General features: G+C 68.7%; 21 protein-coding genes and 1 pseudogene. 15 read left to right on the forward strand and 7 right to left on the reverse strand.

Features of this window, described 5'->3' with window-relative positions; genetic code table 11:
* Window positions 1–33 precede the first annotated feature (33 nt).
* From VKV57_17040 to VKV57_17065, 6 genes and pseudogenes are all read left to right on the forward strand, one after another.
* Complete coding sequence (locus tag VKV57_17040) at window positions 34–729, forward strand: isochorismatase family cysteine hydrolase (protein HLW61610.1); 696 nt, start codon at window positions 34–36, stop codon at window positions 727–729.
* Between the two features lie 30 nt (window positions 730–759).
* Window positions 760–2,343, forward strand: a complete 1,584-nt coding sequence (locus VKV57_17045; GenBank protein HLW61611.1) for a regulator — start codon at window positions 760–762, stop codon at window positions 2,341–2,343.
* 8 nt (window positions 2,344–2,351) lie between these two features.
* Window positions 2,352–2,726, forward strand: a complete 375-nt coding sequence (locus tag VKV57_17050; protein ID HLW61612.1) for a gamma-glutamylcyclotransferase — start codon at window positions 2,352–2,354, stop codon at window positions 2,724–2,726.
* A 78-nt stretch (window positions 2,727–2,804) separates the two neighbouring features.
* Window positions 2,805–3,368 carry a hypothetical protein gene (locus tag VKV57_17055; GenBank protein HLW61613.1) on the forward strand — a complete coding sequence of 188 codons (564 nt, stop codon included), beginning with the start codon at window positions 2,805–2,807 and terminating at the stop codon, window positions 3,366–3,368.
* A gap of 219 nt (window positions 3,369–3,587) precedes the next feature.
* Window positions 3,588–4,618, forward strand: a pseudogene (locus VKV57_17060) (P1 family peptidase).
* 87 nt (window positions 4,619–4,705) lie between these two features.
* The gene (locus VKV57_17065; protein HLW61614.1) at window positions 4,706–5,164 is read left to right on the forward strand and encodes a cupin domain-containing protein; all 459 of its coding nucleotides are present in this window, start codon (window positions 4,706–4,708) and stop codon (window positions 5,162–5,164) included.
* Window positions 5,165–5,180: 16 nt separating this feature from the next.
* On the opposite strand, the gene VKV57_17070 is transcribed toward VKV57_17065, so the two are convergent.
* Window positions 5,181–6,095, reverse strand: coding sequence for a chromosome partitioning protein ParB (locus VKV57_17070; GenBank protein ID HLW61615.1), 915 nt, complete (start codon window positions 6,093–6,095; stop codon window positions 5,181–5,183).
* Between the two features lie 165 nt (window positions 6,096–6,260).
* Here VKV57_17070 and VKV57_17075 point away from each other — a divergent pair, with 165 nt between their 5' ends.
* A complete protein-coding gene (locus tag VKV57_17075; protein HLW61616.1) occupies window positions 6,261–7,838 on the forward strand; it encodes an amidohydrolase in 1,578 nt (525 codons plus the stop codon).
* A 27-nt stretch (window positions 7,839–7,865) separates the two neighbouring features.
* Here VKV57_17075 and VKV57_17080 read toward each other — a convergent pair whose 3' ends face one another.
* A complete protein-coding gene (locus VKV57_17080; protein HLW61617.1) occupies window positions 7,866–8,492 on the reverse strand; it encodes a TMEM175 family protein in 627 nt (208 codons plus the stop codon).
* Between the two features lie 278 nt (window positions 8,493–8,770).
* A complete protein-coding gene (locus tag VKV57_17085; protein HLW61618.1) occupies window positions 8,771–9,835 on the reverse strand; it encodes an NADP-dependent oxidoreductase in 1,065 nt (354 codons plus the stop codon).
* Between the two features lie 330 nt (window positions 9,836–10,165).
* Between VKV57_17085 and VKV57_17090 the strand changes: the two genes are divergently transcribed.
* The 7 genes from VKV57_17090 (at window position 10,166) to VKV57_17120 (ending at window position 18,303) form a co-directional block, all read left to right on the forward strand.
* On the forward strand, window positions 10,166–11,824 hold the full coding sequence (locus VKV57_17090) for an ABC transporter substrate-binding protein (GenBank protein HLW61619.1): 1,659 nt from the start codon (window positions 10,166–10,168) through the stop codon (window positions 11,822–11,824).
* 28 nt (window positions 11,825–11,852) lie between these two features.
* Window positions 11,853–13,514 (forward strand): ABC transporter substrate-binding protein, encoded by a 1,662-nt coding sequence (locus tag VKV57_17095; protein HLW61620.1) that lies wholly within the window; start codon window positions 11,853–11,855, stop codon window positions 13,512–13,514.
* 36 nt (window positions 13,515–13,550) lie between these two features.
* Complete coding sequence (locus VKV57_17100) at window positions 13,551–14,570, forward strand: ABC transporter permease (protein HLW61621.1); 1,020 nt, start codon at window positions 13,551–13,553, stop codon at window positions 14,568–14,570.
* Window positions 14,571–14,576: 6 nt separating this feature from the next.
* Window positions 14,577–15,458, forward strand: a complete 882-nt coding sequence (locus VKV57_17105; protein HLW61622.1) for an ABC transporter permease — start codon at window positions 14,577–14,579, stop codon at window positions 15,456–15,458.
* Window positions 15,459–15,576: 118 nt separating this feature from the next.
* On the forward strand, window positions 15,577–16,332 hold the full coding sequence (locus VKV57_17110; GenBank protein HLW61623.1) for a response regulator transcription factor: 756 nt from the start codon (window positions 15,577–15,579) through the stop codon (window positions 16,330–16,332).
* A gap of 90 nt (window positions 16,333–16,422) precedes the next feature.
* On the forward strand, window positions 16,423–17,328 hold the full coding sequence (locus tag VKV57_17115; GenBank protein HLW61624.1) for a trypsin-like peptidase domain-containing protein: 906 nt from the start codon (window positions 16,423–16,425) through the stop codon (window positions 17,326–17,328).
* Between the two features lie 294 nt (window positions 17,329–17,622).
* Window positions 17,623–18,303, forward strand: coding sequence for a Crp/Fnr family transcriptional regulator (locus tag VKV57_17120; GenBank protein HLW61625.1), 681 nt, complete (start codon window positions 17,623–17,625; stop codon window positions 18,301–18,303).
* A gap of 14 nt (window positions 18,304–18,317) precedes the next feature.
* Here VKV57_17120 and xpt read toward each other — a convergent pair whose 3' ends face one another.
* Window positions 18,318–18,887 carry a xanthine phosphoribosyltransferase gene (gene xpt / locus VKV57_17125; protein HLW61626.1) on the reverse strand — a complete coding sequence of 190 codons (570 nt, stop codon included), beginning with the start codon at window positions 18,885–18,887 and terminating at the stop codon, window positions 18,318–18,320.
* A 99-nt stretch (window positions 18,888–18,986) separates the two neighbouring features.
* Window positions 18,987–19,772, reverse strand: coding sequence for a glycerophosphodiester phosphodiesterase family protein (locus tag VKV57_17130; GenBank protein ID HLW61627.1), 786 nt, complete (start codon window positions 19,770–19,772; stop codon window positions 18,987–18,989).
* Between the two features lie 195 nt (window positions 19,773–19,967).
* On the opposite strand from VKV57_17130, the gene VKV57_17135 reads away from it, so the two are divergent.
* Window positions 19,968–21,263 (forward strand): ABC transporter substrate-binding protein, encoded by a 1,296-nt coding sequence (locus VKV57_17135; protein ID HLW61628.1) that lies wholly within the window; start codon window positions 19,968–19,970, stop codon window positions 21,261–21,263.
* A 53-nt stretch (window positions 21,264–21,316) separates the two neighbouring features.
* Here the strand turns inward: VKV57_17135 and VKV57_17140 are convergent, their stop codons facing one another.
* Complete coding sequence (locus tag VKV57_17140; protein ID HLW61629.1) at window positions 21,317–22,813, reverse strand: ATP-binding cassette domain-containing protein; 1,497 nt, start codon at window positions 22,811–22,813, stop codon at window positions 21,317–21,319.
* The gene (locus tag VKV57_17145) at window positions 22,800–23,648 is read right to left on the reverse strand and encodes a branched-chain amino acid ABC transporter permease (GenBank protein ID HLW61630.1); all 849 of its coding nucleotides are present in this window, start codon (window positions 23,646–23,648) and stop codon (window positions 22,800–22,802) included. The genes VKV57_17140 and VKV57_17145 overlap by 14 nt, the downstream gene beginning before the upstream one ends.
* Between the last annotated feature and the right edge of the window lie 8 nt (window positions 23,649–23,656).

A 23,656-nucleotide genomic window follows, 5' to 3' on the forward strand; every position in this document is an offset into this window, starting at 1 on the left:
GGAGATTCGATAGGGGGGGGAGCGGTGGTGGCGATGATACAGGCGGAACCGTACGACTTCGATTTCGATCCCAGGGCAGCGGCCCTGCTCATCATCGATATGCAGAGGGATTTCGTGTACCCGGGAGGGTTCGGGGCGGCGCTTGGGAACGACACCTCGTTCCTGCTGCGGGCGGTGGCCCCCACCGAGCGCGTGCTGCACGCCGCCCGACGGGCAGGGATGTTCGTGGTGCACACCCGCGAAGGCCACCGGGGGGACCTCTCAGACTTGCCCTCGGCGAAGAAGGCGCGCGGCCGCTTGAAAGTCGGGATCGGGGATCCCGGGCCGATGGGCCGGATTTTGGTGCGGGGCGAATACGGACACGACATCGTGGACGAACTCCGGCCCGCCCCCGGCGAGCCGGTGGTGGACAAGCCGGGAAAGGGGGCGTTCTACGCGACCGATCTGGATGCGATCCTGCACGCTCGGGGGATCAGGCAGCTGATCGTCTGCGGGGTGACCACCGAGGTGTGCGTGCACACCTCGGTGCGCGAGGCCAACGATCGCGGCTACGACTGCCTCGTGCTCGAGGACTGCGTGGGGTCGTATTTCCCGGAGTTCCAAGAAGTTGGAATCAAGATGATCAAGGCTCAGGGCGGGATCTTCGGCTGGGTCAGCGACTCGGCCCGGTTCGTTGAGGCTTTGGCGAAGGCCACGAGCGCGCCAGCGACCAGCTCAGCACGAGGCTGACGTCCGGCGGCTGCCGGGGGGAGGGGTGGCATCTTGGCATCGGCGAGCGAATTTCGACCGCGGTTGTGGGTGCCCGGAGACTGGAACGCCTTCTTTGGTCTGTTTACGAACGTCGCACTCAACGTCATAGTGCTGTCCAGCCTGGCGCTGGGGGTCCTCAAGCTGCCGCCGAACGTCGTGTTCGGCCGCATCCTGCCGGCGTTGGGCATCGCGCTCCCACTCGGCAACATCTTCTACGCCTACCTCGCCTACCGGTTGGCGAAGCAGGAGCGACGCGACGACGTGGCCGCCATGCCCTACGGGCCCAGCGTGCCACATATGTTCATCGTCGTGTTCGTGATCATGCTGCCGATCGCGCTCAAGACCGGCGACCCGATCAAAGCCTGGGAAGCCGGCCTGGCGTGGTGCTTCATCATCGGGTTGATCATCCTGCTGGGCGCGTTCATCGGCCCGGCGATCCGCGCGTTCACCCCCAGGGCGGCGATGCTGGGCACGCTGGCCGGCATCTCCATCGCGTTCATCTCGATGCGCCCGGCGTTCCAGATGTGGGAGGCGCCGTGGATCGCCTTCGTCTCATTGGCCATCATCCTGGTGAGCTGGGTGGCAAACGTCCGGCTCCCGTTTGGCGTCCCCGGCGGGCTGGCGGCGGTCGTGATCGGGACCGCCGTCGGCTGGGTGGCGGTGCTGCTGGGCTGGACCGGGATCCTCGTGCCCTCGGCGGTCGGCGAGTCATTTCGGCAGTTCGGGCTGCACCTGCCGATTCCCGGGACGGAGGTGCTGCGGGGACTGCGTGATGTCGGGCCCCTGCTGGCGACGGCGATTCCGCTCGGCGTGTACAACTTCACCGAGGGGATGAACAACGTGGAGAGCGCCGCGGCGGGAGGTGACAGCTACAACCTCCGCTCGATTCTGCTCGCGGACGGCATCGGCGCGGTCATCGGCTCGTTCCTGGGGAGCCCCTTCCCGCCGGCCGTATACATCGGGCACCCCGGGTGGAAGGCCGTGGGGGGACGGATCGGCTATTCCCTCGCGACCGGCATCGTGACCGCGCTGGTAGCCTTCCTGGGGTTGGTGGCGCTGCTGTTGGCCCTGATTCCGATCCAGGCGCTGGTACCGATCCTGCTGTTCATCGGGTTGGTGATCGGCGCCCAGGCGTTTCAGACGACCCCGGCACGCCACGCGCCCGCGGTGGTGCTGGCGCTCCTGCCCAACATTGCCCTGTGGGCCAAAGGCCTTGTGGACGATGCCCTGCAGGCCGCTGGAGCCGATCCCGGGAAACTTGGGCTGGATAAGCTCGGCGTCGGCGACATCTATCACGGGATGTCGCTGTTCGGCGGTGGGGCCGTGCTCGCCGGCATGGTGCTGGGGGCGATCGCCGCCTTTGTCATCGACCGCGAGTTCAATCGCGCGGCGGTCGTCGCCGTCACCGCCGCGGTGCTTTCGTTCGTCGGCCTGATCAACACGGCCGGCCCGGTGGGCTGGAACGTCTCGCCCCCGGTCACGCTCGGCTACCTGCTGATGGGGGTGTGCTTCACGATGGTGTATCGGCGGGTCGGACACATGGCGGCCGCGACGGCGCCCCCGCTCGAGGTCGAGGGGGTGGGGCGCGGGTAGCCGCCGCGATGGGGTTCGACCTGTTTGTCAACGGCACCCTGATGCGAGGGCTCGCCCTCGCTGGGAACCTGGCGGGGGCGGAGTTTCTCGGGGAGGCTCAGACGGCGGCGATCTACCGCCTCTATTCGATTGACGACCGGCATCCCGGGATGTTCGAGGTCCCGGAAGGAGGGGTCTCCGTGGCCGGGGAGCTGTACCGCGTCAGCGACGATGTGTGGCGGCGCGTCGAGGCCGGCGAGCCCCCGGGGCTGTACCGCGGGACGGTGCTCCTCGAGGACGGCCGGCGGGTCGACGGCATGCTCTATCCTCGCGAACTGGCCGAAGGCCGGCATCGCGATATCTCCGCTCACGGGAGCTGGCGGGGCTATATGTCCGCGCGGTGAGCGGGGAAACGATCGGCGACCGCGTATTCATACCGCGGGGGTAGTGGAGTAAAACGCACACAGGAGGAGGGAGAACGTATGCGCATTGCCGCCGTTGCCATCGCGCTGGCCCTGTGTATGGGCTTTGCGCCGACCGTGCGCTCGCTGGGGGCCTCGCCCACACCGAGCACGGTCTCGGTGACCATCAGTCCGGGCGGGCATGCCTCGGCCGTGGGGTTCTCGACGCTGACATTTGGCTACTCGCCCGCGGCCATCACCGTCAAGCCGGGAACGACCGTGGTGTGGACCAACAAGTCGGTTTTGCCTGAGCCGCACTTCGTGACATTTCTGACCCCCGACCCCAAGACGGGGGAACTGCACGGAGGGCCGCCATTCGTGGCCGCGCGGCCGAAGCCGGGCAAGGAGGGTTCCAAAGACCCGAAGGACATGGAGTTTGTGGAGGACCCCTTCTACGTGCTGCCCTCGGAGGTGACCGGTGCGCCATTTCGGAACAGCGGCTACCTCTGGCCGGCGCGGTTGGGCCCGCCCGGCGCGCAGTCGAGTTGGAAGACCACCTTCACGGCCAAGGACGCCGGGAAGACGTTCATCTACACGTGCGTCATCCACCCTTGGATGGTGGGGAGGGTGACCGTCACGAAATAGACGCGCGGCAGAGCGGGGGCGGCCGGCGAGGGACCGCGACCGCCCCCGCTCCGGTTCTGGCCCCGGGGTTCGACGCGGGGCCTTTTTCTGTCCCTTTCGGAGCCCGGCCGGGAAACGCTCATGTCCCGGCCGGGCGTTGGTTCGCCTCTGGATGAGCGTGGGGGAGACAAGCCGATGGGGAGAGCGCGCGTGCGGGACCTGGGGATCGCCATCGGGCAGATGCCCACCGGTTCCCACAATGCCATCACGGACGTGCCGGGGGTGCTGGTCGGGCACCGCACGCTGATCTGGGACACGCCGCGGATGGCGCGCACGGGGGTGACGATGGTGATCCCCCGCGGCGGTGCGGTCTGGCGGGACCCCGTCTTCGCCGCCCACCACTCGTTCAACGGAAACGGCGAAATGACCGGACTGGTGTGGCTGGAGGAGGCGGGCCTGCTGGACGGCCCGATCGGCATCACCAACACGCACGCGGTGGGGTGGTGCGGGACGCGCTCGTGGGCTACGGCGTGGAGCGCGGGTATGTCACGGGCTTCACCCTGCCGGTGGTGGCGGAGACCTTCGACGGCTGGCTGAACGACATCAACGCGTTCCACGTCGAGCGGCACCACGCCTACGACGCCCTCGCCGCCGCGGCGGGGGGGGCCGTCCCCGAGGGGAACGTGGGCGGCGGCACGGGGATGCGGTGCCACGGGTTTAAGGGCGGGATCGGGACGTCTTCCCGGCTTGTCGAGAACGAGGCGGGGAGGTATGTGGTCGGCGCGCTTGTCCAGGCGAATTACGGGAGCATGCGCCACCTCCGGGTGGACGGCGTCCCGGTGGGGCGCGAGCTGGACCCGCGGGGGGCCGCCCCGAGCCCGGGCGGATCGATCATTGTGATCGTCGCCACCGACGCGCCGCTGTTGCCCGGTCAATGCCGGCGCTTCGCCCAGCGCGCCACCGTGGGTTTGGCCCGGGTCGGGGGGGTCGGGTATAACTCCAGCGGCGACATTTTCCTCGCGTTCGCCACCGGGAACCACCTGCCGGCCGTCTCTCGGACGCGGACGCTGCACGACCTGCGCATGCTGCCGCACGAGTATCTCAATCCGTTCTTCGATGCGGTGGCCGAGGCGGTGGAGGAATCGATCCTCAATGCGCTCGTCGCCGCGGAGACGATGGTGGGGTTCAAAGGGACCGCTCACACACTCCCCTTGGACGAACTCGCGGCGATCATGGCCCGCTACCGTCCGCGGGAGGAGCGGGAGGCCTGACCGGGGAACGCGACTCGGCGGACCCCGCGGGGGGAGGGTCTTCGGGGCGAAGGCGGGGAGACGACGGCTCGTCGAGAGGAGGACCGCATGTCGACAGGGATGCCCATCGGCGACGGGGATCCGGGGAGGGAGGTCCAGGGAGAGGCCGGGATCCTGACCGTCCGCGCCGGCCAGGCGCGCCGAACGTGGAACGGCATTCAGTACCTGACCGGACTGTCCGGCAAGAACGTCGGCGCGAGCCAGCTCTCGATGAATGTCGCGACGATTCCTCCGGGCGGCATCGCCTCCGCGCACATCCACGTGGGATTCGAGGTGATGCTCTACATCCTCGAGGGCCGCGTCCGGCACGAGTACGGGCCGGGATGCCAGCGCATCATCGATAACGAAGCGGGTGACTTCATCTTCATCGCCCCCGGGGTACCGCACGAGGTCGTCAACTTGAGCGACACGGACCCCGTCGTCGCGGTCGTGGCGCGGTCCGACGCATCGGAATGGGAGCACATCATCCGGTACGACCGCGCGCAGGCGCGCCCCGCGACGGACTGAACGGTCACCCCGGGTCCTACTCGGCCGACGGTGCCCCCATGATCGCCGAACGCTGGATGTCCTCGTAGCGGACCTTCGCCACGTCGAACCCCTCCAGGTTGGCCGCCAGTTTCTTGAAGGTCTGCTCGAAGCTGGGCAGGGTCTTGCGCTGTCGCGTCAGGGGGGTGGTCCGCGACAGGACGAAGTTCTTCACGTAGGGGTGGCTGAGGCCCCGCTTCTTGAGCCTGGCGACCACCTCCCCCAAGACCTCATCCGCGTGACGGACCATCGCGGCACGCTCTTCGCGCTCGGGAAGGGTCTTGGGGAACGCGCCCTTCAAGAACTTGTCGACCCGGCGGAGGATGGGTGCAAACGCCCCGCCGGCGAAGCGCTTGTTGCTCTCGTAGAGCAACCCGAGCGTGATAAAGTGTGCGGCTTCGAACTGGAAGGTGTAGTCCTCCTCCCCGCGCGATGGGGCCTCCTCGACCAACCCCCGGTACATGCGGATGACCTCGAGGGACTTTTCCTTCAGGTTGTGCGCCTTCTCGGTGTTGAGCGCAAGGATCTGGAAGGCCACTTCCGGCTCGGGGACGACGATCGAGGGGATCATGACCCCCCGGAGTTTTTCCGCAACCGTGCGGCGGTGGTTGCCGTTGGGGGTCCAGTACACGCCCGGGCCGGGCGACATGACGACGATGGGGTCGACGAATCGGTCGAGTTTTTTGACGGCCGTCAACAGGCGTTTGACATGGGTGGGGGAGAGGTCCCGTTGGTAGGGGGTGGGCTCGACCTTCGCGAGGGGGAGCAGGCAGAAGATGTGCCAGTGGTCCCCGACCGGTTCCCGGTAGATGGCCAAGGTCCGGCCGCCGTCACGGTCGATCTGTTCGGCCAGGGCCACGGCGTGCTTCGATGGGGTTTCGTCGGGAAAGACCGCCCAGTGTGCCATCGCCATCCGCCTCCCCCAGATTCGATGAGCCGGGGGGCCTCGCTCCCCCTGCGGCCATCATCCCTCCATTCGGTCCCGGCCGCCCACCCCCCCCTGTGAGGGGTCGCGCGCCGCGCCGCCGAATCCTTCGAACCGTTCGAGGCGGCCACGCCGTGGATCGAGGAGGGTTTCATGCGCCACGTCCCAGGGGAAAAGCAGACTGCGCTCCGGTGGGTGGACCAGGAAGCCGGTCGGCTCTCCCGGTTTTCGCAGGAGATCTGGAATTACGCCGAGCCTGCCTTTCGCGAGTATAAATCGGCCAAGGCCTATTGCGATCTGCTGCGGCGCGAAGGCTTTGCGGTGGAGGAGGGGTCGGGCGGAATGCCCACCGCGTTCGCCGCGAGCTACGGCGAAGGGGAGCCCGTTCTGGGTGCGTACGCCGAATACGACGCGGTGCCGGAGAACTCTCAGCAACCGGTTCCCTACCAGGCCCCCCGCGACGGGCTGCACCCTTGGGCGGCGGGGCACACCGATCCCCATTCCGCCTTGGGCGCCGCCGCGCTGACGGGCGTGCTCGCGGCCAAGGCCGCGATGCGGACGCACGGGCTGCGGGGAACCCTGCGGTTCTTCGGGGAGCCCGCCGAGAAGGTATGCGGGTCCAAGCCGGTGCACGCCGCCAAGGGGTACTACGACGGGGCCGACGCGTACGTCGCGTATCATCCCAGCCCGTACAACACCGTCGCCTGGGAGACGCACTGCGGCTCGTACTGGAGCCAGCTCTTCACCTTCGAGTGCCTGACCCCCGAGACGTGGGTCGACCAGTCGCTGCTGCCTTTCCGGCATGCCCATGCCGCGCCCCGGTGTCCGGGAGCGCTCGACGCCGTGTGCCTGATGTACACGACGACCAAGTACCTCAAAGAGGCGATGTTCCCGCACACCGGAACGTGGACGCTCAACGAGTTCATCATGGTGGCCGGGCAGTGCACGTCGGACAACCTGCCCCCGCGGATGAGCGCCATCCAGTATGCATGGCGGTCGCCCAGCCTGGCGATCCAAGAGCGGATCGCCCAGGTCTTGGAGCACAACGCCCAACACGTGGCGCAGGTCACCGGGTGTCGGGCGTCGAGCCGCTGGGTGACCAAGACCCGGGTCGGCCTGCCGAATCTTGCCCTCGCCGATCTGGCCTATCGGAACCTCGCGCTGGTCGGTCCTCCCGTCCTGGACGAGCCGGCCCGGCGGTTCGGGCGGGAGATCCAGAAGACCCTCGGGTTCACGCCGATGGAAGATCCGTTTGCCGGGAGCAGCCAGCGTCTCATCTCCCCTCAGGAGTACGAGGCAGTCCTGCGCGGTGGGATGCCCCCCTGGCAAACGAGCTTCACGTCGGACGACTATGTCGAGTATACGTGGCACGCCCCCACGGTCCGGGTGTTCACCGGGCGCCCCCGGTTGAAGCCGCCGGGCCCGGGATACGAGTACCCGGCCTGGGCTCACAACGCTCTGGGAGGAGTCCCGAGTTGCATCGACCCGATGATGTTGACCGCGGGGAAAACCATCGGCGCGACCCTTGTCGATCTGCTCACCCAACCCGACGAGCTGGCAAAGGCCAAGGCCGAATTCGCGGAGCGGACCGGTGGGGGCGTGGGGGGGCCCTCGTGGGTGGCCCCGCTGCTGCCGAGGGAGTTTGTCCCCCCAATCGACCTGCGGTGGCCGGAGTACGTGCGGACCCCACGGGGAGAGGAGTGGTGGATTCCCACGCCGCACGCCGGCTGACCCCGGCCCCGAGGCGGACGGCCGAGGTTACCGGCTCCGGTTGGGGAGCGCGAAGAAGAGGGCCAGCGCCACGTTCGTCGCCAGGCTGGCGGGAACGCTCACCCAGGCCAGGCCGAACGAGAGGAGGTAGAGCGGCGGGCCGAACGCGTAGGCCCGCGTGATCGCGCGAACCATCGCCGCATCGGCGCGGGAGTGCAGCAGCCGATGCCGGTGGCACGCGTACCGCCAGAGCAGGTTGAACACCACCGCGATCACCGTGAACGTCCCGCTGTAGACCAGCGCGGCCACTCGATCACCGCGCCGCTGAACGTACGCCGCGACCAGTGCCGTGGGAAAGGGCACGAACGTGACCCCTAACAGCAGCAGGCTGTTAAGGAGGAGCAGCGTGTGATCCGAGCGGCGGATGAGCGTGAAGAGGCGGTGGTGGTTGATCCACATGATCCCGATCGTGGCGAAACTCGTCAGGAACGCGAGGTAGGTCGGCCACTGAGCGAGGAGAGCGCGCAGCAGGTGCGACCCGCCGGTGGCGTCGCGGGGGACCTTGAGGTCCAGCACGAGGAGGGTGATGGCGATGGCGAAGACCCCATCGCTGAAGGCTTCGATTCGTGCGGTCTCCCCGCTCTCCTCCGTGGGGTTTCGGACGGCGGTTCCCATGCCGATAGGTCTTCGAGGACACCGCGCGCATTCCCGCCGGGGAACGGCCAGGCGGGGGACGCTGCGGCCTCGGCGGCCGGACGGAAACGCCGCGCGGGCCGGTCAAGTCACCCGAGGCAGCACCAATCCCTTGCTTGGTGACCGCTGGCGAGGTGCCTGGGGGAGATATCCTCGAGTGCTGGGGCTCGGGTGCGGCATTGGTCGACGGCGTGCGGGCAGCGCGGGTGGAAATCACAGCCTCGCGGTGGGCCGCGGCCCGACAGGCCGGCGGCCCGCGATCAGTGGCCGGGGCGCGCCGGAGGATGTTCTCCCACGGTGAGGATCAGCTTGCCCGTGACGTGGCCGGTCTCGAGCCGGGCGTGGGCCTCCCGAATCGTCTCTTCCCCGAGCTCACCGACCGTCGTGACGTGTGGGGCGGGAATGCGGCCGGCTTCGATCAGTGCGGTGAGGTCCGCCATCATCTCCCGGTACACCCGCCAGCGCACCGCCTCCCCGCTGCGCGCCCGGGCGCTGGTGGCCACGAAGTGGAACGTTCCGGACTTGGCCAGCAGCGGGCTTCGGTCCGGGCGCGAGACGTCGAGGCCGGGCCCGGGCGGCTCCTCCACGATGCTGACCACCCGTCCGTCGAAGTCGAGAGCGCGAAGACAGAGCGTCTTCATGTCGGCGCCGACAAAGTCGAACGCCGCCGCGACGCCGCGCCCGCCGGTCCGCTCGCGGACGTCGGCTTCGAGGACGTCGAGCGGACGCCCTCGGTACCCGATGAGATGATCCGCCTCCAGGCCCATGAGGTCGATCAGGTATCGCCGGCTCGTTTCTGTGCCGTAGGTCGCGATGATCGGCGACGCGCCGGCATGGCGCAGGAGCGGGATCGCGAAACTGCCCACGCCCCCGGCTCCCCCGGTGATCAGCACCGCCTCTCCCTGTTGAACCCGTGCCTTTCGCACGACCGATTCGTAGGCCGTGAGGCCGGCCACGCCGAGCGCGGCGGCTTGGGCGTGGCTGAGCCCTCTCGGCTTCGGGTGCACGAAGCACGGGGAGGTCGCGACGTAGGGGGCATAGGCCCCGTTGCTGCGCGGGCCGAACAATACCGCAAAGACCTCGTCTCCCGGCGCAAATTCGGTGACCGCCTCCCCGACCGCATCGATCGTGCCGGCAACATCGCGGCCCAGGATCGTCGGGAGAGCTACCGAGAGCCATCCCTGGCGCATCTTCCAATCGACCGGGTTCACCGCGATCGCCGCGACGCGGATGCGGACCTGTCCGGGTCCCGGCTGGGGCAGGGGCCACTCCGCCCAGCGAAGGTGCTCGACGCCGCCGAACGCATCCAGTACGATGGCCCTCATCACCCTACACGCCCCTCCCGCCAGGCGGCCGGCCCGCGGCCCTCGGCCGTTTCCGCGTGAGCCGTTCCACGACCGGAGAGGTATTCGTCCCGGGTCCCCGGGATCACTTCCCGCCGCTCCCTCGGCGGTCGGGGGGCGCACCGGTTGGTCGATCGATGGCGGAGCCTCGACGACAGGAGAGGGTCTCCCACGGTGAGAAGTTATGTGGAAAACCTCGGACGGTGCCAGGGGCGTGGGGAGGCTTCCCGCCCGCCCAACGTGTCGTGTGGCCGTTCATCGAACCCGCCGCACTTTGCGTGACCGTTCGATCCGAGAGGGGGAGGGAACCGAATGAGCCGGTCCGGTCCATCGCGATCTCGTGGAGGGGGACGGTTCAGCCGTCGCGCGCTGTTGCGGGCCGCCGGGGGAAGCATCGTGCTGACCGCGGCGGGCGGCGTGCGGCCGTGGCGTTACGCCGAGGCCGCGTCGGCCCAGGACAGCAAGACGCTCCTAGTCGGCGCCGATCTCCACAACATCCGAACGCTCGATCCCGCCCGCACGATCGAAGTCACGGGCATGATGATCGAGAAGGTGGCCTATGACACGTTGATCACGTTCGACGGCGAGGACCTCAAGACGCCGAAGCCGCTCCTGGCGACGAGTTGGAAGGTCGGGCCCGACGGCCGATCGTACACCTTCGCCCTGCGCTCGGGGGTGAAGTTTGTGAGCGGCAACGAACTGACGTCGGCGGACGTGAAGTGGTCGTTCGACCGCGTGCTCAACCTCAAGGCCAATACCCTGTTCCTGTTCAACGGCGTGCAGGAGGTCCTGGCGCCGGACCCCAGGACCGTCGTCATCCGGACCAAGGCCCCGCAGCCGTCGATCGTGCCGATCCTCTCGCATCCCGGATTGGGGATCGTGGACAGCAAGCTCCTGATGGAGAAGGGGGGCGATGCCGGTCCGGATGCCAAGAGCAAGGATCAGGCGGAACCGTATCTGAACGGCCGATCGGCGGGCAGCGGACCGTTCGTCCTCACCAGCTACACCCCGGCGCAAGAGCTCGTGCTCGCCCGGAATCCGAATTACTGGCGCGGGGCCGCGGGGCTCGAGCACATCGTCGTGCGGCACGTTCCCGAGCCCGTCACCCAGGCGCTGCAGGTGGTGCGCGGCGACCTTGACCTGGCCACCAGCATCGGGATCGATCAGATCGCGCCCCTGCGCCGCGCGCCGTCGGTGGTCGTCAAGACCAGCCCGGCGGCGACGACGTTCTACGTGCTGATGAACGCGAATCCCGAGGTGGGGGGGCCGTTCGCGAACGCGAAGGTGCAGCAGGCGGTGCGGTACGCACTGGACTATCGCGGCATCATGTCGATCGCCGGACCCGGGGCCGTCCGACTGGCCGGCGTGATCCCGACCCTGATGCCGGGGTCGCTCGATTCCAAGGAGGCGGTGAGGACCGACCCCGAGAAGGCGCGGGCGCTGCTCAAGGAGTCCGGCATCGCTCAGGTCAGGGGCAAGTTTTCGTATGCCAGCGACCAGGTCTCGTGGGGCATCCCCACCGCGATTCTGGCGCAGAAGATCCAGTCCGATATGGCGGCGGTGGGGATCGTGCTCGATCTGGAGGGTCTGCCGATCATCACCGCGCTCCAGCAGTACCGGGATGGAAAGAACCAGATCGGCGTGTGGGGGTGGGCCGCCGACTACCCGGATCCCAGCGACTTCCTCGTCTGGGCCCCCGGTCGCGTGGTGGGGAAGCGGGCGGGCTGGCTTCCATCGGCGACCCCGGCGGCCCAGAAGCTGGCCGCGCTGGCGGACGAGGCAGAGGCGGAGGTGGAGCCGCACAAGCGGGTGGCACTGTTGCAGGAGTTCGACCGGACGCTGGGGCAGGTCGGCCCGTTTGCGCCGCTGTTCCAGCCCGCCGTCCCATACGCCTACCGGGCGAACGTCGAGCGCGTCGCCTACCATACCGTGTGGGCGATTGACTTCTATCCAATCCGCAAAAGCGCGTAGCGCCGCACAGACCGGAGGGGGGATGAGCGTGAGCCAACAATCTCGAGGGGGACCAGCGCACGGCACCGAAGGCCTGCCGATCACCCGGCGCACCATGCTGCGCGTGGTGGGGCAGGGCATGGGCGTCGCGGCGGCGAGTCGCCTGGTGCCGATTCGCCGGGTCCGTGCCGCCTCCGCCGCGGACCGGGGGACGCTCGTGATGGCGCCGAGCTTCGTCATCCGAAGTCTCGATCCCGGCCACGCGCTGGAGCCGGTGGCGGAGATGATCTGTCACGCCGCCTACGACTCCCTCGTCACCTTTGACGGGGAGGATCTCCAGACGCCGAAGCCGTCCCTGGCTACGGCCTGGAAGGCGTCGGGCGACGGGCGAACCTATACGTTCACGCTCCGTCCCAACGTGACATTTGCGAGCGGCAACCCCATGACCTCCGCCGACGTCAAGTGGTCCCTGGAGCGGGTCATCAATCTGAAATCGAACCCCACTTTCTTCCTCGACGGGGTTGAGGCGGTGGAAGCTCCCACCCCCCAGACCGTCGTGCTCCGGCTCAAGACGCCGCAGCCCTCGATCGTGCCGATTCTCTCGAGCGGCAGCCTCGCGGTGCTCGACAGCAAGTTTGTGACCGAGCACGGAGGGGACGCGGGCCCGGACGCCAAGACGAAAGACCAGGCGGAAGCCTATCTGAACAGCCACTCCGCGGGGACGGGCGCGTTCACGCTGGACAGCTACATCCCGAACCAGGAGGTCGTGCTCGTCAGGAACCGTCAGCACTGGCGCGGTGCGGCGCAGATGGAGCGGATCGTGATCCGCAACATCCCGGAGGCATCGACCCAGGCGCTGCAGCTCGAGCGGGGCGACCTCGACATCGCGACGGGGCTCGGCCGGGACAACGCGCAGACCCTGCGGCGCGTGCCGAGCATCACGGTGCGGTCGAGCCGGGTGGCGACGTCGTTTGTCTTCATGATCAACGAGGACCCGGAGTTGAGCGGGCAGCTGTCGAACCCGAAGGTGATTCAGGCGATCCGATACGCGCTCGATTACGATGGGCTGCTGACGATCGCCGGCCCCGGAGCGGTGCGGATGGCGGGGGTGATCCCCAACTCGCTCCCGGGCGCTTTGGATCCCCATGAGGCCGTTCGCACGGACCGGGAGAAAGCCCGCGCCTTGCTCAAGGAGGCCGGGCTGGGGGCCGTGACCGGGAAACTGATGTACTCCAGCGACGCCACCGCATACGGGATTCAGTACTCGGTCGTGGCGCAGAAGATTCAAGCCGATCTCGCGGCCGTCGGGATCACCATCGAGCTGAATGGGCTTCCCGGCGCCCTGAGCCTCCAGCAGTACCGCGATGCGAAGGCCCCCGCGCTGTTCGGCGGGTACGCCGCCGACTATCCCGATGCCAGCGATTTCCTCGTCTACCTGCCCGGCCGATTGGTGGGGAAGCGCATGCGGTGGCCGGCCAGCGCCAGCCCCGCGGCGAAGGAGCTCGCGCAGTGGGGAGACGACGCTGAGGCGGAGGGGGATCCGCGAAAGCGGGTTGCGCTGCTCGAAAAAGTTCAGCGCCGCCTGCTCGAGATCGGCCCGTACGCGCCGCTCTTTCAGCCGGCGCTCCCGTGGGCGCACCGAGCGGATCTGCGGGGGGTGACGTTCCACAGCGTGTGGGGCGTCGACTTCCATGCGGTACGGCGCACCTAGGCGCCGCGGAGGACACCGGGTCGGGGCTGCGTCGGCGTGACCCTCCGCCGCTACATCATCCGGCGGGTGCTCCTCCTTCCGCCGATGCTCGTCGGCATCACGCTGTTGAGTTTCGTCCTTTCCCATGCCGTCCCCGCCGACCCCGTTTCGGCGAACCTTGGGGAGCAGGCGGCGGCGAATCCGGAGGTGGTAGCCGCCTTCCGGCACCGCTGGGGACTCGATCGCCCTCTGCCGCAGCAGTACGCGGTGTACCTGGGGCGGTTGGCCCAAGGCGACATGGGGATTTCGATCTCCACCCACCAGCCGGTCACGACCGACCTCCGGCAGCACCTGCCGGCGACGATCGAACTGGCCGTGGCGGCGATGATCTTGAGCCTGCTGCTCGGGATCCCGTTGGGGATTGCCTCCGCGGTCCGCCGCGACACCGCGCTCGACCAGATCAGCCGGGGCGGGTCGTTGGTCGGGGTTTCCGTGCCGGTCTTTTGGCTAGGCCTGGTGGCGCTGCTGATCTTCTACGCCCGGCTCGGGTGGGTGCCCTCTCCCGGGCAGCTGAGCCCCCGCCTTCCCCGTCCGCCCTTTGTCACGGGGTTCATCATGCTCGACGCCGCCCTCGCCGGGCGGATGGACATCGCCCGCGACGCGCTCGCGCACCTGGCGCTTCCGGCGCTCGTCCTGGCGGCGTACAGCGTCGGGGTGATCACCCGGATGATGCGCGGCAGCATGCTCGATGTGCTGGGCGAGGACTACGTCCGGACGGCCCGCGCCAAAGGCCTGTCGGGGCGGACCGTGACGCTTCGGCACGCGGCGCGCAACGCGCTGTTGCCGGTCCTGACCGTGATCGGGTTGAGCTTTGGCGGGTTGCTCTCGGGAGCCGTGGTCACCGAGAGCGTCTTTGCGTGGCCGGGCCTCGGTTCGTACGCGTTCCAGAGCGCGACCTCCTTGGATTTCCCCGCGATCATGGGCGTGGGGATCGTCGTGGCCAGCGTGTACATCCTCGTGAACTTGGTCGTCGACCTCGCCTACGCGGCCGTCGACCCCCGGATTCGGATGGGCTAGCGGGCGATGGTATCGGACGCGACCGCGCTCGTCGGTCCCGCGCGGAGGTCGATCCTCGGGCGTCTGCTGCCTCGACCGTTCGTGCGATCCCCGCTGGCGCTCGCCTCGCTGGCCGCCGTCGCGCTCTGGATTCTCGTGGCGGTCTTCGCTCCGGCGATCGCTCCGTACAATCCGCTCGCCCAGGATATCGTTGGACGGCTGGCGCCGCCGAGCCCGGCCCACTGGCTGGGCACCGATCCCCTCGGGCGGGACATCCTGAGCCGCATCCTGTACGGGGCGCGGCTGTCGATTCCGGTCGGCATCACCGCGGTGGCCCTGGCGGTGGTGTCCGGCACGCTGATCGGTAGCGTCGCCGGGGCGGCGGGCGGAGCCGTCGACGAGGTCATCATGCGCACGACCGATCTGATGCTGGCGTTTCCCACCGTGATCCTGGCGATGATCATCTCCGCGGCGCTGGGCGCCGGGATCCGGAACTCGGTGATCGCCATCATGGTGGCCTGGTGGCCGTCCTACGCCCGCTTCGCCCGCGCGCTCGTCCTCTCCGCGCGGGAGCGCGAGTACGTCGAGGCCGCCCGGGCGGTGGGTGCGTCCGCGATCCGCGTGTATCTCCGGCACATCATGGTCAACATCCTGTCCCCGATTGTGATTCTGGGCACGCTGGACGTCGGGCACGCCATCCTGACCTTCGCATCGCTGAGCTTTCTCGGACTGGGTCCCCCGCCGCAGATTCCCGAGTGGGGGTCGATGATCGCCACCGGCCGCGACTACCTCGACCAATGGTGGATCGGCACCTTCCCCGGTGCCGCGATCCTCAGCCTCGTGCTCGCGCTGAACATGGTGGGGGACAGCCTCCGCGACGCGCTGGATCCACGTCTGCGAAAGGGCTGACGACCCTCGTCGGCCGGGGGTGGCATACCCCACCGCCGCCCCACGTTTTCCCTACCGGCGTCAGTTCGCTGCGCGCGGTCGTCAAGCGCGGCTCCTCGGCGCGCGGAGGGAGGATCGCATGATGTGGCCGGCGATGGGCGGGGGGAGGTCGGAGACGGGCGGAGCGCCCGCGCCCATCGGTTCGCTGGTCCTCCGCGCTCCCGACGCGCCGATCGCCTACGTGGTGGACGGGTTCGCTCCACCCGCCCCGGCCGACGTCCTGCGGGTGCTGATCGTCTCCGAGGACCCGCAGAGGAGGGCGGAGGTCGCTGCGCTCCTCGCCGACGCACCCGAGTGTCGGGTCGTCGGCCGGACGAGTGCCGACCGTGACCTCCCCCGGGCCCTGGAGCGACTTCGCCCCGACGTCGTGGTGTGGGTCGCGGGCCCGGGTGGGGCTTTCTCCGACCGCTGGCCCGACATCGGAGGGGCGGCCCCCCCCGTGCTCGTCCTGGCGCCGGCGGATCCCACCGCGGACGTCGGATCCGCCGGCGGGGTCCAGGGCCTGCTTCCCCGTGATGTGGACGCGTCGAGTTTGACGGCTGCCCTCCAGGCGGTGGCGCAAGGGTTGATCGTCCTCGACCCGGTCTTCGCCAAAGGGCCGCGGACGCTTGTGGGCGGGACCTCGGCCGTTTTGCTCGAGGAGCTGACCCCCCGCGAAGTGGAGGTGCTGCGGCTCCTCGCGGAAGGCCTGCCCAACAAGCTCATTGCGCAGCAGCTTGGCATCAGCGAGCACACCGCGAAATTTCACATCGCCGCCATCTTCAGCAAATTGGACGCCCACACGCGCACCGAGGCCGTCGCCCGCGCGGCAGGATTGGGCCTGGTCGCGTTGTGACCCGCTATGCCGAGCGCGCCGCCCCCAGCCAAACGGGTGGGGCGCGCCGCGCTCCTCTCGGGTACACTCTGACCCGGAGGTGGGACAACAATGCGTGAGTTGGCAGCGGTGTCAGAGCAGTTGGCGGGAGTGATCGAAGCGACCGGCGCGAGCGTGCTCGGCGTGGAAGCCGGCTGGCGGTCTCGGGGGACCGGGGTGGTCTGGTCGGCGGACGGGCTGGTGGTGACGGCCGACCATGTCGTGCATCGCGAGGAGAGGGCCCGGGTTCGGCTGGCCGACGGACGCCTCGTCCCCGCGGAGGTCGTTGGGCGTGATCCGACCACCGATCTTGCCGTGCTGCGGGTCCGCGATCTCGCGTTGAGCGCGGCCTCGTGGACGGATTCCTCGGCCCTGCGGGTGGGGACCCTCATCGTGGCGCTGGGGCGGCCGGGACGGACACTGCGCGCGACGCTGGGAATCATCAGCGTCCTGGGGGAGGAGTGGCAGACACCCGCGGGCGGACGGCTCGATCGATATCTGGAGGCCGACGTCCGACTGTACCCGGGGTTCTCGGGCGGGCCGCTCCTCGACAGCGCGGGGGGCGTACTGGGCGTAAACACCGCCGGGCTTCGGCGCGGTGGGAGCCTTACGGTCGTGACCCCGACGATCCGCCGGGTGGCGGAGGCGCTGGTAACCCACGGGCGGGTCCGGCACGGATACCTCGGCGTCGCCACCCACTCGGTGCGGCTCGCCGCCACGATCGCGGATCAACTCGGACAGGAGCGGGGACTTTTGGTCCTGGAGGTGGAGCCGGGAAGCCCGGCGGATCAGGGCGGCGTGCTCCTCGGCGACACCATCGCCGCGGTCGATGGCCAGCCCGTCCGGTATCCGGAGGAGTTGTTCGGGCTGTTGTCCGGGGAGCGCATCGGTCGCGCCGCCCCCCTCAGAATCGTCCGGGCTGGGACGGTGCAGCCCCTCACGATCACCGTCGGGGAACGACTGCGGCGCACCGCCTAAGGGGCGGGGATCTCGTGAGTTCCTCAAGGCCGGGCCGGGGTCTGTCCGAGGGAGGGGGGCGGGCCCCGGCCGCTTTGGGGGCTCGACGCTGGCGATCGCGTCCCGGCTTCCCCAGTGTCGTGCGTCGGGTGTCGAATCTCAAACGCGGCCCTCGGCCGTCGCCGTGCCCGGGCTTTCTGATCCGCATGAACCGCCGCGGGCGCGAACCGAGTGCGGCCGAGGGGAGGGGGGCCCCACCGCTGTCGGCCCGGGGACGCGTCTTGATCGTCGGCGTCTAGGGTGTATGCTGAGGGTATGCCTGACCCGGCGGTGTTTCAGCAGAGCCCGTTGTTTGCCCACCTTTCGGCCGGCCCGCTCGCTCGGCTCGCGGCGCTGGCCCAGGCGCGTCGGTACGCCAAGGACCAGGTGATCTTTAGTGAAGGGGATCCCGGGTCGGCCCTCTATACCATTGTGAAGGGGCGGATCAAGATCGCGCGCAGTTCGCTCGACGGCAAGGAGCGGACGATCGCCCTGCTGGGGCGCGGGGACTTCTTTGGCGAATTGGCCCTGCTCGACGGAGACCCGCGCTCGGCCGATGCGATCGCCGTCGAGGCCTCGGAGGTCCTGATCGTGCCCCGCGAGGCATTCCGTGGGTTTCTCCTGGAGCATCCCCAGGTGGCGATGGATCTGCTCGTCGTGCTGAGCCGGCGGCTGCGGCGCACCTCCCAGATTGTGCACGACGCGGCCTTCTTCGACGTCCGCGGGAGGCTGGCGCGTTTGCTGCTCGAGCTCGCCCAGGCTGAAGGGCAGGGGGCGTCCGCAGATTCCCTTGTGTGTCCGCTCCTCACCCAGGCCGAGTTGGCCAATATGGTCGGCGTCACCCGGGAGAGCATCAACAAATGGCTCCGCGTGTTCGTGCAGCAGGGCGCCATTGCCCGCAGGCGCGGCCGGCTCGTGGTGACCGATCCGGAAAGCCTCGAACGGGAGCTGGCCTAAGGCGCATCCCTTCTTTAGGCGAGCACAATCCGCTCCCCGCTCATGTCGGTGATGATCGCCAGCGCTTCGATCGGCACCCCCAGCGGCGCCAAGACCCCGCGTCCCCCTTCAAAGGCCTTTTCGATGACCACGCCAATCCCGACCACCGCCGCCCCCGCCGCGTCGGCCAGGCGGGCCAGCCCGAGGATCGTCTGTCCGGTGGCGAGGAAATCGTCGACGATGAGCACCCGGTCGCTGGGGGACACGTATTCCGGCGAGACGATCAGCTCGACCGTGCGGTGCTTGGTGTGCGACGGGGCGATCGTGAGCAGGACTTGGTCGGGCATGGTGATTGGTCTGGTCTTTCGCGCGTACACGACGGGGATGCCGAGGTGCTGTGCGGTACTGAGCGCCGGGGCGATTCCAGAGATTTCCGCGGTGAGGACCTTGGTGGCATGGGCTGGAGCGAAGCGGTGGGCGAGTTCGCGGCCGCATTCGTTCATGAGGACGGGGTCGATCTGATGGTTGATGAACCCGTCCACCTTGAGGATGCCCCCGCCGAGGTTCCGGCCTTCTTTCAAGATCCGGGCCTTGAGCGCGTCCACGAGTTCCCTCCTGCTCAAACGTGCGGTGACGTGTCGGACGCGCCCCCGGACACTGAGCGAGCCGCGGCCCGCGCGGTATTGTCTAGGGCGTGTCGAACGTCACCGGCCTTCGAGCACCCGCATCAACAGCCGCGTGTCGTTGGACGTCACCCCGTCGACGCCGAGCGCGAGGCAGCGGCGAAGCGCCGCCTCCTCGTCGACGGTCCAGACCGAGACCCTCAATCCCGCGGCGTGCGCCTCGTCGACGTCCGATTGCGATACGTAGCGCCAATCGGGGCACAGCGCGTCCGCGCCCGCGGCCCGCGCCGCGGCCGGGGCATCGGCGAGGCGGGCCGCGTAGATAATTCCGGTTTGGAGCCGTGGGGCGAGCGCGTGGATCGTCCGGACGCACCGGTGATCGAACGACATCGCCAGGACGTCGCGTTCCATGCCGGCGCGGTCGACGAGATCGATGATCTGGCGCTCGATCCCCTCGTACGGCAGCGGATCGTTCTTGATCTCCAGCTCGACGACCGCGCGGTCGCGCGCGAGCTGGAGGACCTCCTCGAGCAACGGGATTCGTTCCCCGGCGAACTGGGGCCCGAACCAGCGACCGGCGTCTAGGCGGCGGAGCTCGGCGAGGGTAAGGGTTTCGACCGGCCCCTGGCCATCCGTGGTGCGGTCGACGCGCTGATCGTGAATCGTGACGATGGCGCCGTCGCGCGTGCGGCGGGCGTCGCATTCGAGCGCTCGGGCGCCCAGGTCGAGCGCGAGCCGGAACGCGGCGAGGGTGTTCTCCGGGGCGTGCTTGGACGCCCCGCGGTGGGCCACGCCAAGCGGCCGCCCCGCCCCCCAGAATCCGGTTTCCTCCGTCGTCGCGTCGCCGGTTCGGCGAGGTGTGTTCACGAAGTGTGCGAGTCCTCACCCGTCGGATTGCTGTTCGACAATTGCCCGGCGCGCGGGCGGTTCCCTCCTCGCGGCGCGGCCCTCGCCGGCGGGCGGCGGCTGCGTGCCCCCGGGCGGCGGTCGGTGGCGGAGGGAGGATTGCGGTGCGGACGCCCGGTATTCTGCTCATGAATGTTAGTCGAGGGAGGGGCTGCGATGGTGAAGCGTCTGGGGATCGCCCTGCTTGCGCTGCTTGTCGCCGTGCCGCTGTGGGCGGCCGGACCGGCCGGCGCGGCGGTGGAACTCAAGTTCTTCTATCCCGTGAGCGTGTCGGGGCCGCTGGCGAAGGTGATGGACGGGTTGGTCGGCGATTTCAACCGCGCCCACCCCGGGATCTCCGTCACCCCCGTCTTCGCCGGCGGGTACGACGAGGCGATGGCCAAAACCCAAACCGCCGTCCTCGGCGGGTCTCCGCCCGACGTGGCGGTGCTGCTCTCCACCGATCTCTTCACCCTGCTCGACATGAACGCGATCATTCCGCTGGATGAGTTTGTGGAACAGTCGGGCGGCGATCACTTCCGCAGCGACATCTTCGAGGCGTTCTGGCTGAACTCGCGGGTCGGCAAGACGACCTACTCGATTCCGTTTCAGCGCAGCACGATCATCCTCTACTATAATAAGGACGCATTCGAGAAGGCGGGGTTGGATCCGGCCAAGCCGCCGAAGAACTGGACCGACCTGACCGAATACGCTCAGAAGCTGACCACGCGCGACGCGTCCGGTAACGTCACCCGGTGGGGAGTGGGGATCCCGACGACCGGGTTCACCTACTGGCTATTCCAGGGATTCGCCGCCGAGGCGGGGGCGAAGCAACTGGCGAACGGCGACGGCACCGCGGCGTTCTTCAACACACCCCAGACGCACGCCGCTTTGGACTTCTGGCTCAAACTTCAGGATATGAAGGTCGAGCCGGGCAACGTCACGGATTGGGGGACGCTGCCGACGCAGTTCGTGGCGGGCAAGTTCGCTATGATCTACCATTCCACGGGCAGTCTGACCTTCGTGAAAAGCAACGCCACCTTCCCATTTGGCACCGCGTTCATGCCGGCGGACAAACAATACGGCACCCCCACCGGCGGGGGAAACCTGTACATCTTCAAGAACATCCCTCGCGAGCGGCAGAAGGCGGCGTGGGAGTTCGTGCAGTGGATGACGGCACCGCAGCAGGCGGCGCGGTGGAGCGAGGCCTCCGGCTACGTGGCCGTGCGGAAGTCGGCGTTCAACATCGAGCTGTACAAGGCGTACACGGCGAAGTTCCCGCAGGCGCTGACGGCGCGCGACCAACTTCCGTATGCGCAGGCCGAGCTTTCCACGCACAACAGCGCCCAGGTCCAAAAGGTGCTCTCCGACAACCTGCAGGCGGCGCTGACCCGCGCCAAGACCGCGGATCAAGCGCTCGCCGCCGCGCAGCAGGAAGCCGACCAGATCCTCAGTCAGTTCAAGAAGAAATAGGCAACGCTTAGGGGCGGCCGCGGCCCGGCTGGCCGACGGCACGCCGCTCCCGATTACCCGAGGTAGGCTCGCCGCACCGAGGCGTCGCCCAGGAGTCGGTCGGCGGGGCCCTCCATGACGACCCGGCCCGCCTCGAGCACGTAGGCCTGGTCCGCGGTTTCCAGCGCGAGGTGGGCGTTCTGCTCGACCAGGAGAATCGGTACGCCCCGAGCGTTGAGGTCGTGGATGATGTCGAAGATGCGCTCCACGAGGATCGGCGCCAGGCCGAGCGAGGGTTCGTCGAGCATCAGGAGGCGGGGCCGCGACATGAGCCCCCGGGCGATGGCCACCATCTGTTGCTCGCCGCCGGAGAGCGTCCCGGCGCTCTGGCCGCGGCGCGTCCCCAGCGTCGGGAAGCGCTCCAGCATCGCCGCCAGGTCGCGCTCGACCTCTCGATCGCGGCGGGCGTAGGCGCCGGCGCGGAGGTTGTCGAGCACGGTCATCCGCGCCAGGACCTGGCGGCCCTCGGGGACGTGTGCCACCCCCCGGCTGACGATCCAGTCGGGACGGGCCCCACCGATCGACTTGCCGTGCAAGCGGATCCGCCCGCGGTGGGGGCGGACCAGGCCCGAGACGGTGCGCAGCAGCGTCGTTTTGCCCGCCCCGTTCGCGCCGATGAGCGTGACGATCTGACCTTCCCTCACCTGGAGCGATACCTGGTGGAGGACCTCGGCAGGACCGTAGCCGGCGTCCACCTCATCAATCGCCAGCACCGTCGCCCCCGCCTCTGACCGGCGGGGAGCTGGCCGTCGCGTCGTCCGCCCGCCCAGGTACGCTTCCACCACGGCCGGGTCCGTCCGAACCTCCTGCGGCGTCCCCTGCGCGATCTTCCGGCCGAAGTTGAGGACGGCGATCCGGTCGCAGACCCCCATCACGAGCTTCATATCGTGCTCGATCAGGAGGATCGTGAGGCCGGCCTCCCGCCGCAGCCGGGTGATGAGGTCCATCATGGCCTGAGTCTCAGCCGGGTTCATGCCGGCGGCCGGTTCGTCGAGGAGCAGGAGCCGGGGCTCCGCGGCCAGAGCCCGCGCAATTTCCAGTCGGCGCTGATCGCCGTAGGGTAGCGAACCCGCCGTCTCCGTCGCTCGCCCGCCTAGCCCGACGAGTTCGAGCAACGCCGCCGCGCGTGCCCGCACACGGGCTTCTTCCGCCCGATGCGCGGACGTCCCCAGCACGGCCGCCAGCAGCGTCCCCCGCGTCCGTGCATGCTCACCGACGACCACGTTTTCGAGGGCGGACATCTCCCGGAAGAGGCGGATGTTTTGAAAGGTCCGGGCAATCCCCATGGTGGCGACCCGGTCGGCGCTGCGGTGGCCGATCGTCTCGCCCTGGAACCGCACCCGGCCGGAGGTCGGAGGCAGAAACCCCGTCATGATGTTGAACAGCGTCGTTTTGCCGGCGCCGTTCGGCCCGATCAGACCAAAGATCTCTCCCTCCGCGACCGTGAAGGAGACGTTCTCCACGGCGGCGAGCCCGCCAAACGCCCGCGAGACCTGCTCACAGGCGAGCACGCCGCCACCTCCAGAGCCGCGGGCTCAGGACCCCGTTCGGCAGGTAGATCGTGACCAGGACGAGGATCGCGCCGTTCATGAGCAGACGGTATTCGCGCAAGAACCGTAGCGACTCCGGCAGAATTGTGAGGACCATCCCGCCGATGATCGGACCGAAGAAGCTCGCCGTCCCCCCGAAGATCGCGTAGGTCAGAATGTTGACGGCTTCGGAGAAGCTCGCCTGAGCGGGGTTGATGATGTAGGTGAAGTGCACCGAGAGCCCGCCGGCGAGACCGGAGATGAGGCCGGCGAGGGCGAAGGCCAGCACCTTGTAGTAGGTGATCCGAATCCCCATCGCCTGGGCGGCGGTCTCATCCTGGCGGATCGCGGCGAACGCCCGCCCGACCTTCGACCGCTCCAGACGGTAGAAGAAGAATGCGGCCGCCAGCAAGATGCCGTAGACGTGCCAGAAGGTGACCAGCGCCGGAATTCCCACCAACCCCAACGCGCCCCCCGTGATCTTGAGGTTGAGGGCGACGACGCGGACGACCTCGCCGAAGGCGAGGGTGGCGATGGCCAGGTAGACGCCGCGCAGCCGGAGCGACGGAACCCCAATGACGACCGCGACGAGCATCGCCAGCCCGGATCCGGCGAGAAGGGCGACCCACAGCGGGGTGTGATAGTTGCGAGTCAAGATCGCCGCCGCGTAGCCTCCGATCGCTGCCAGGGCGGCGTTGCCGAGGGAGAGCTGGCCGGCCATCAGTGTGACGTAGATGGACAGGGCGAGGAGGGCCGCCACCCCGGCAAAGAGGATCAGCGTGCTGTAGGCGGCATAAAACGAAAGGATCACGGACATCCCCGCCG

It is taken from the genome of bacterium, assembly GCA_035307765.1.
GTDB lineage: Bacteria > Sysuimicrobiota > Sysuimicrobiia > Sysuimicrobiales > Segetimicrobiaceae > Segetimicrobium.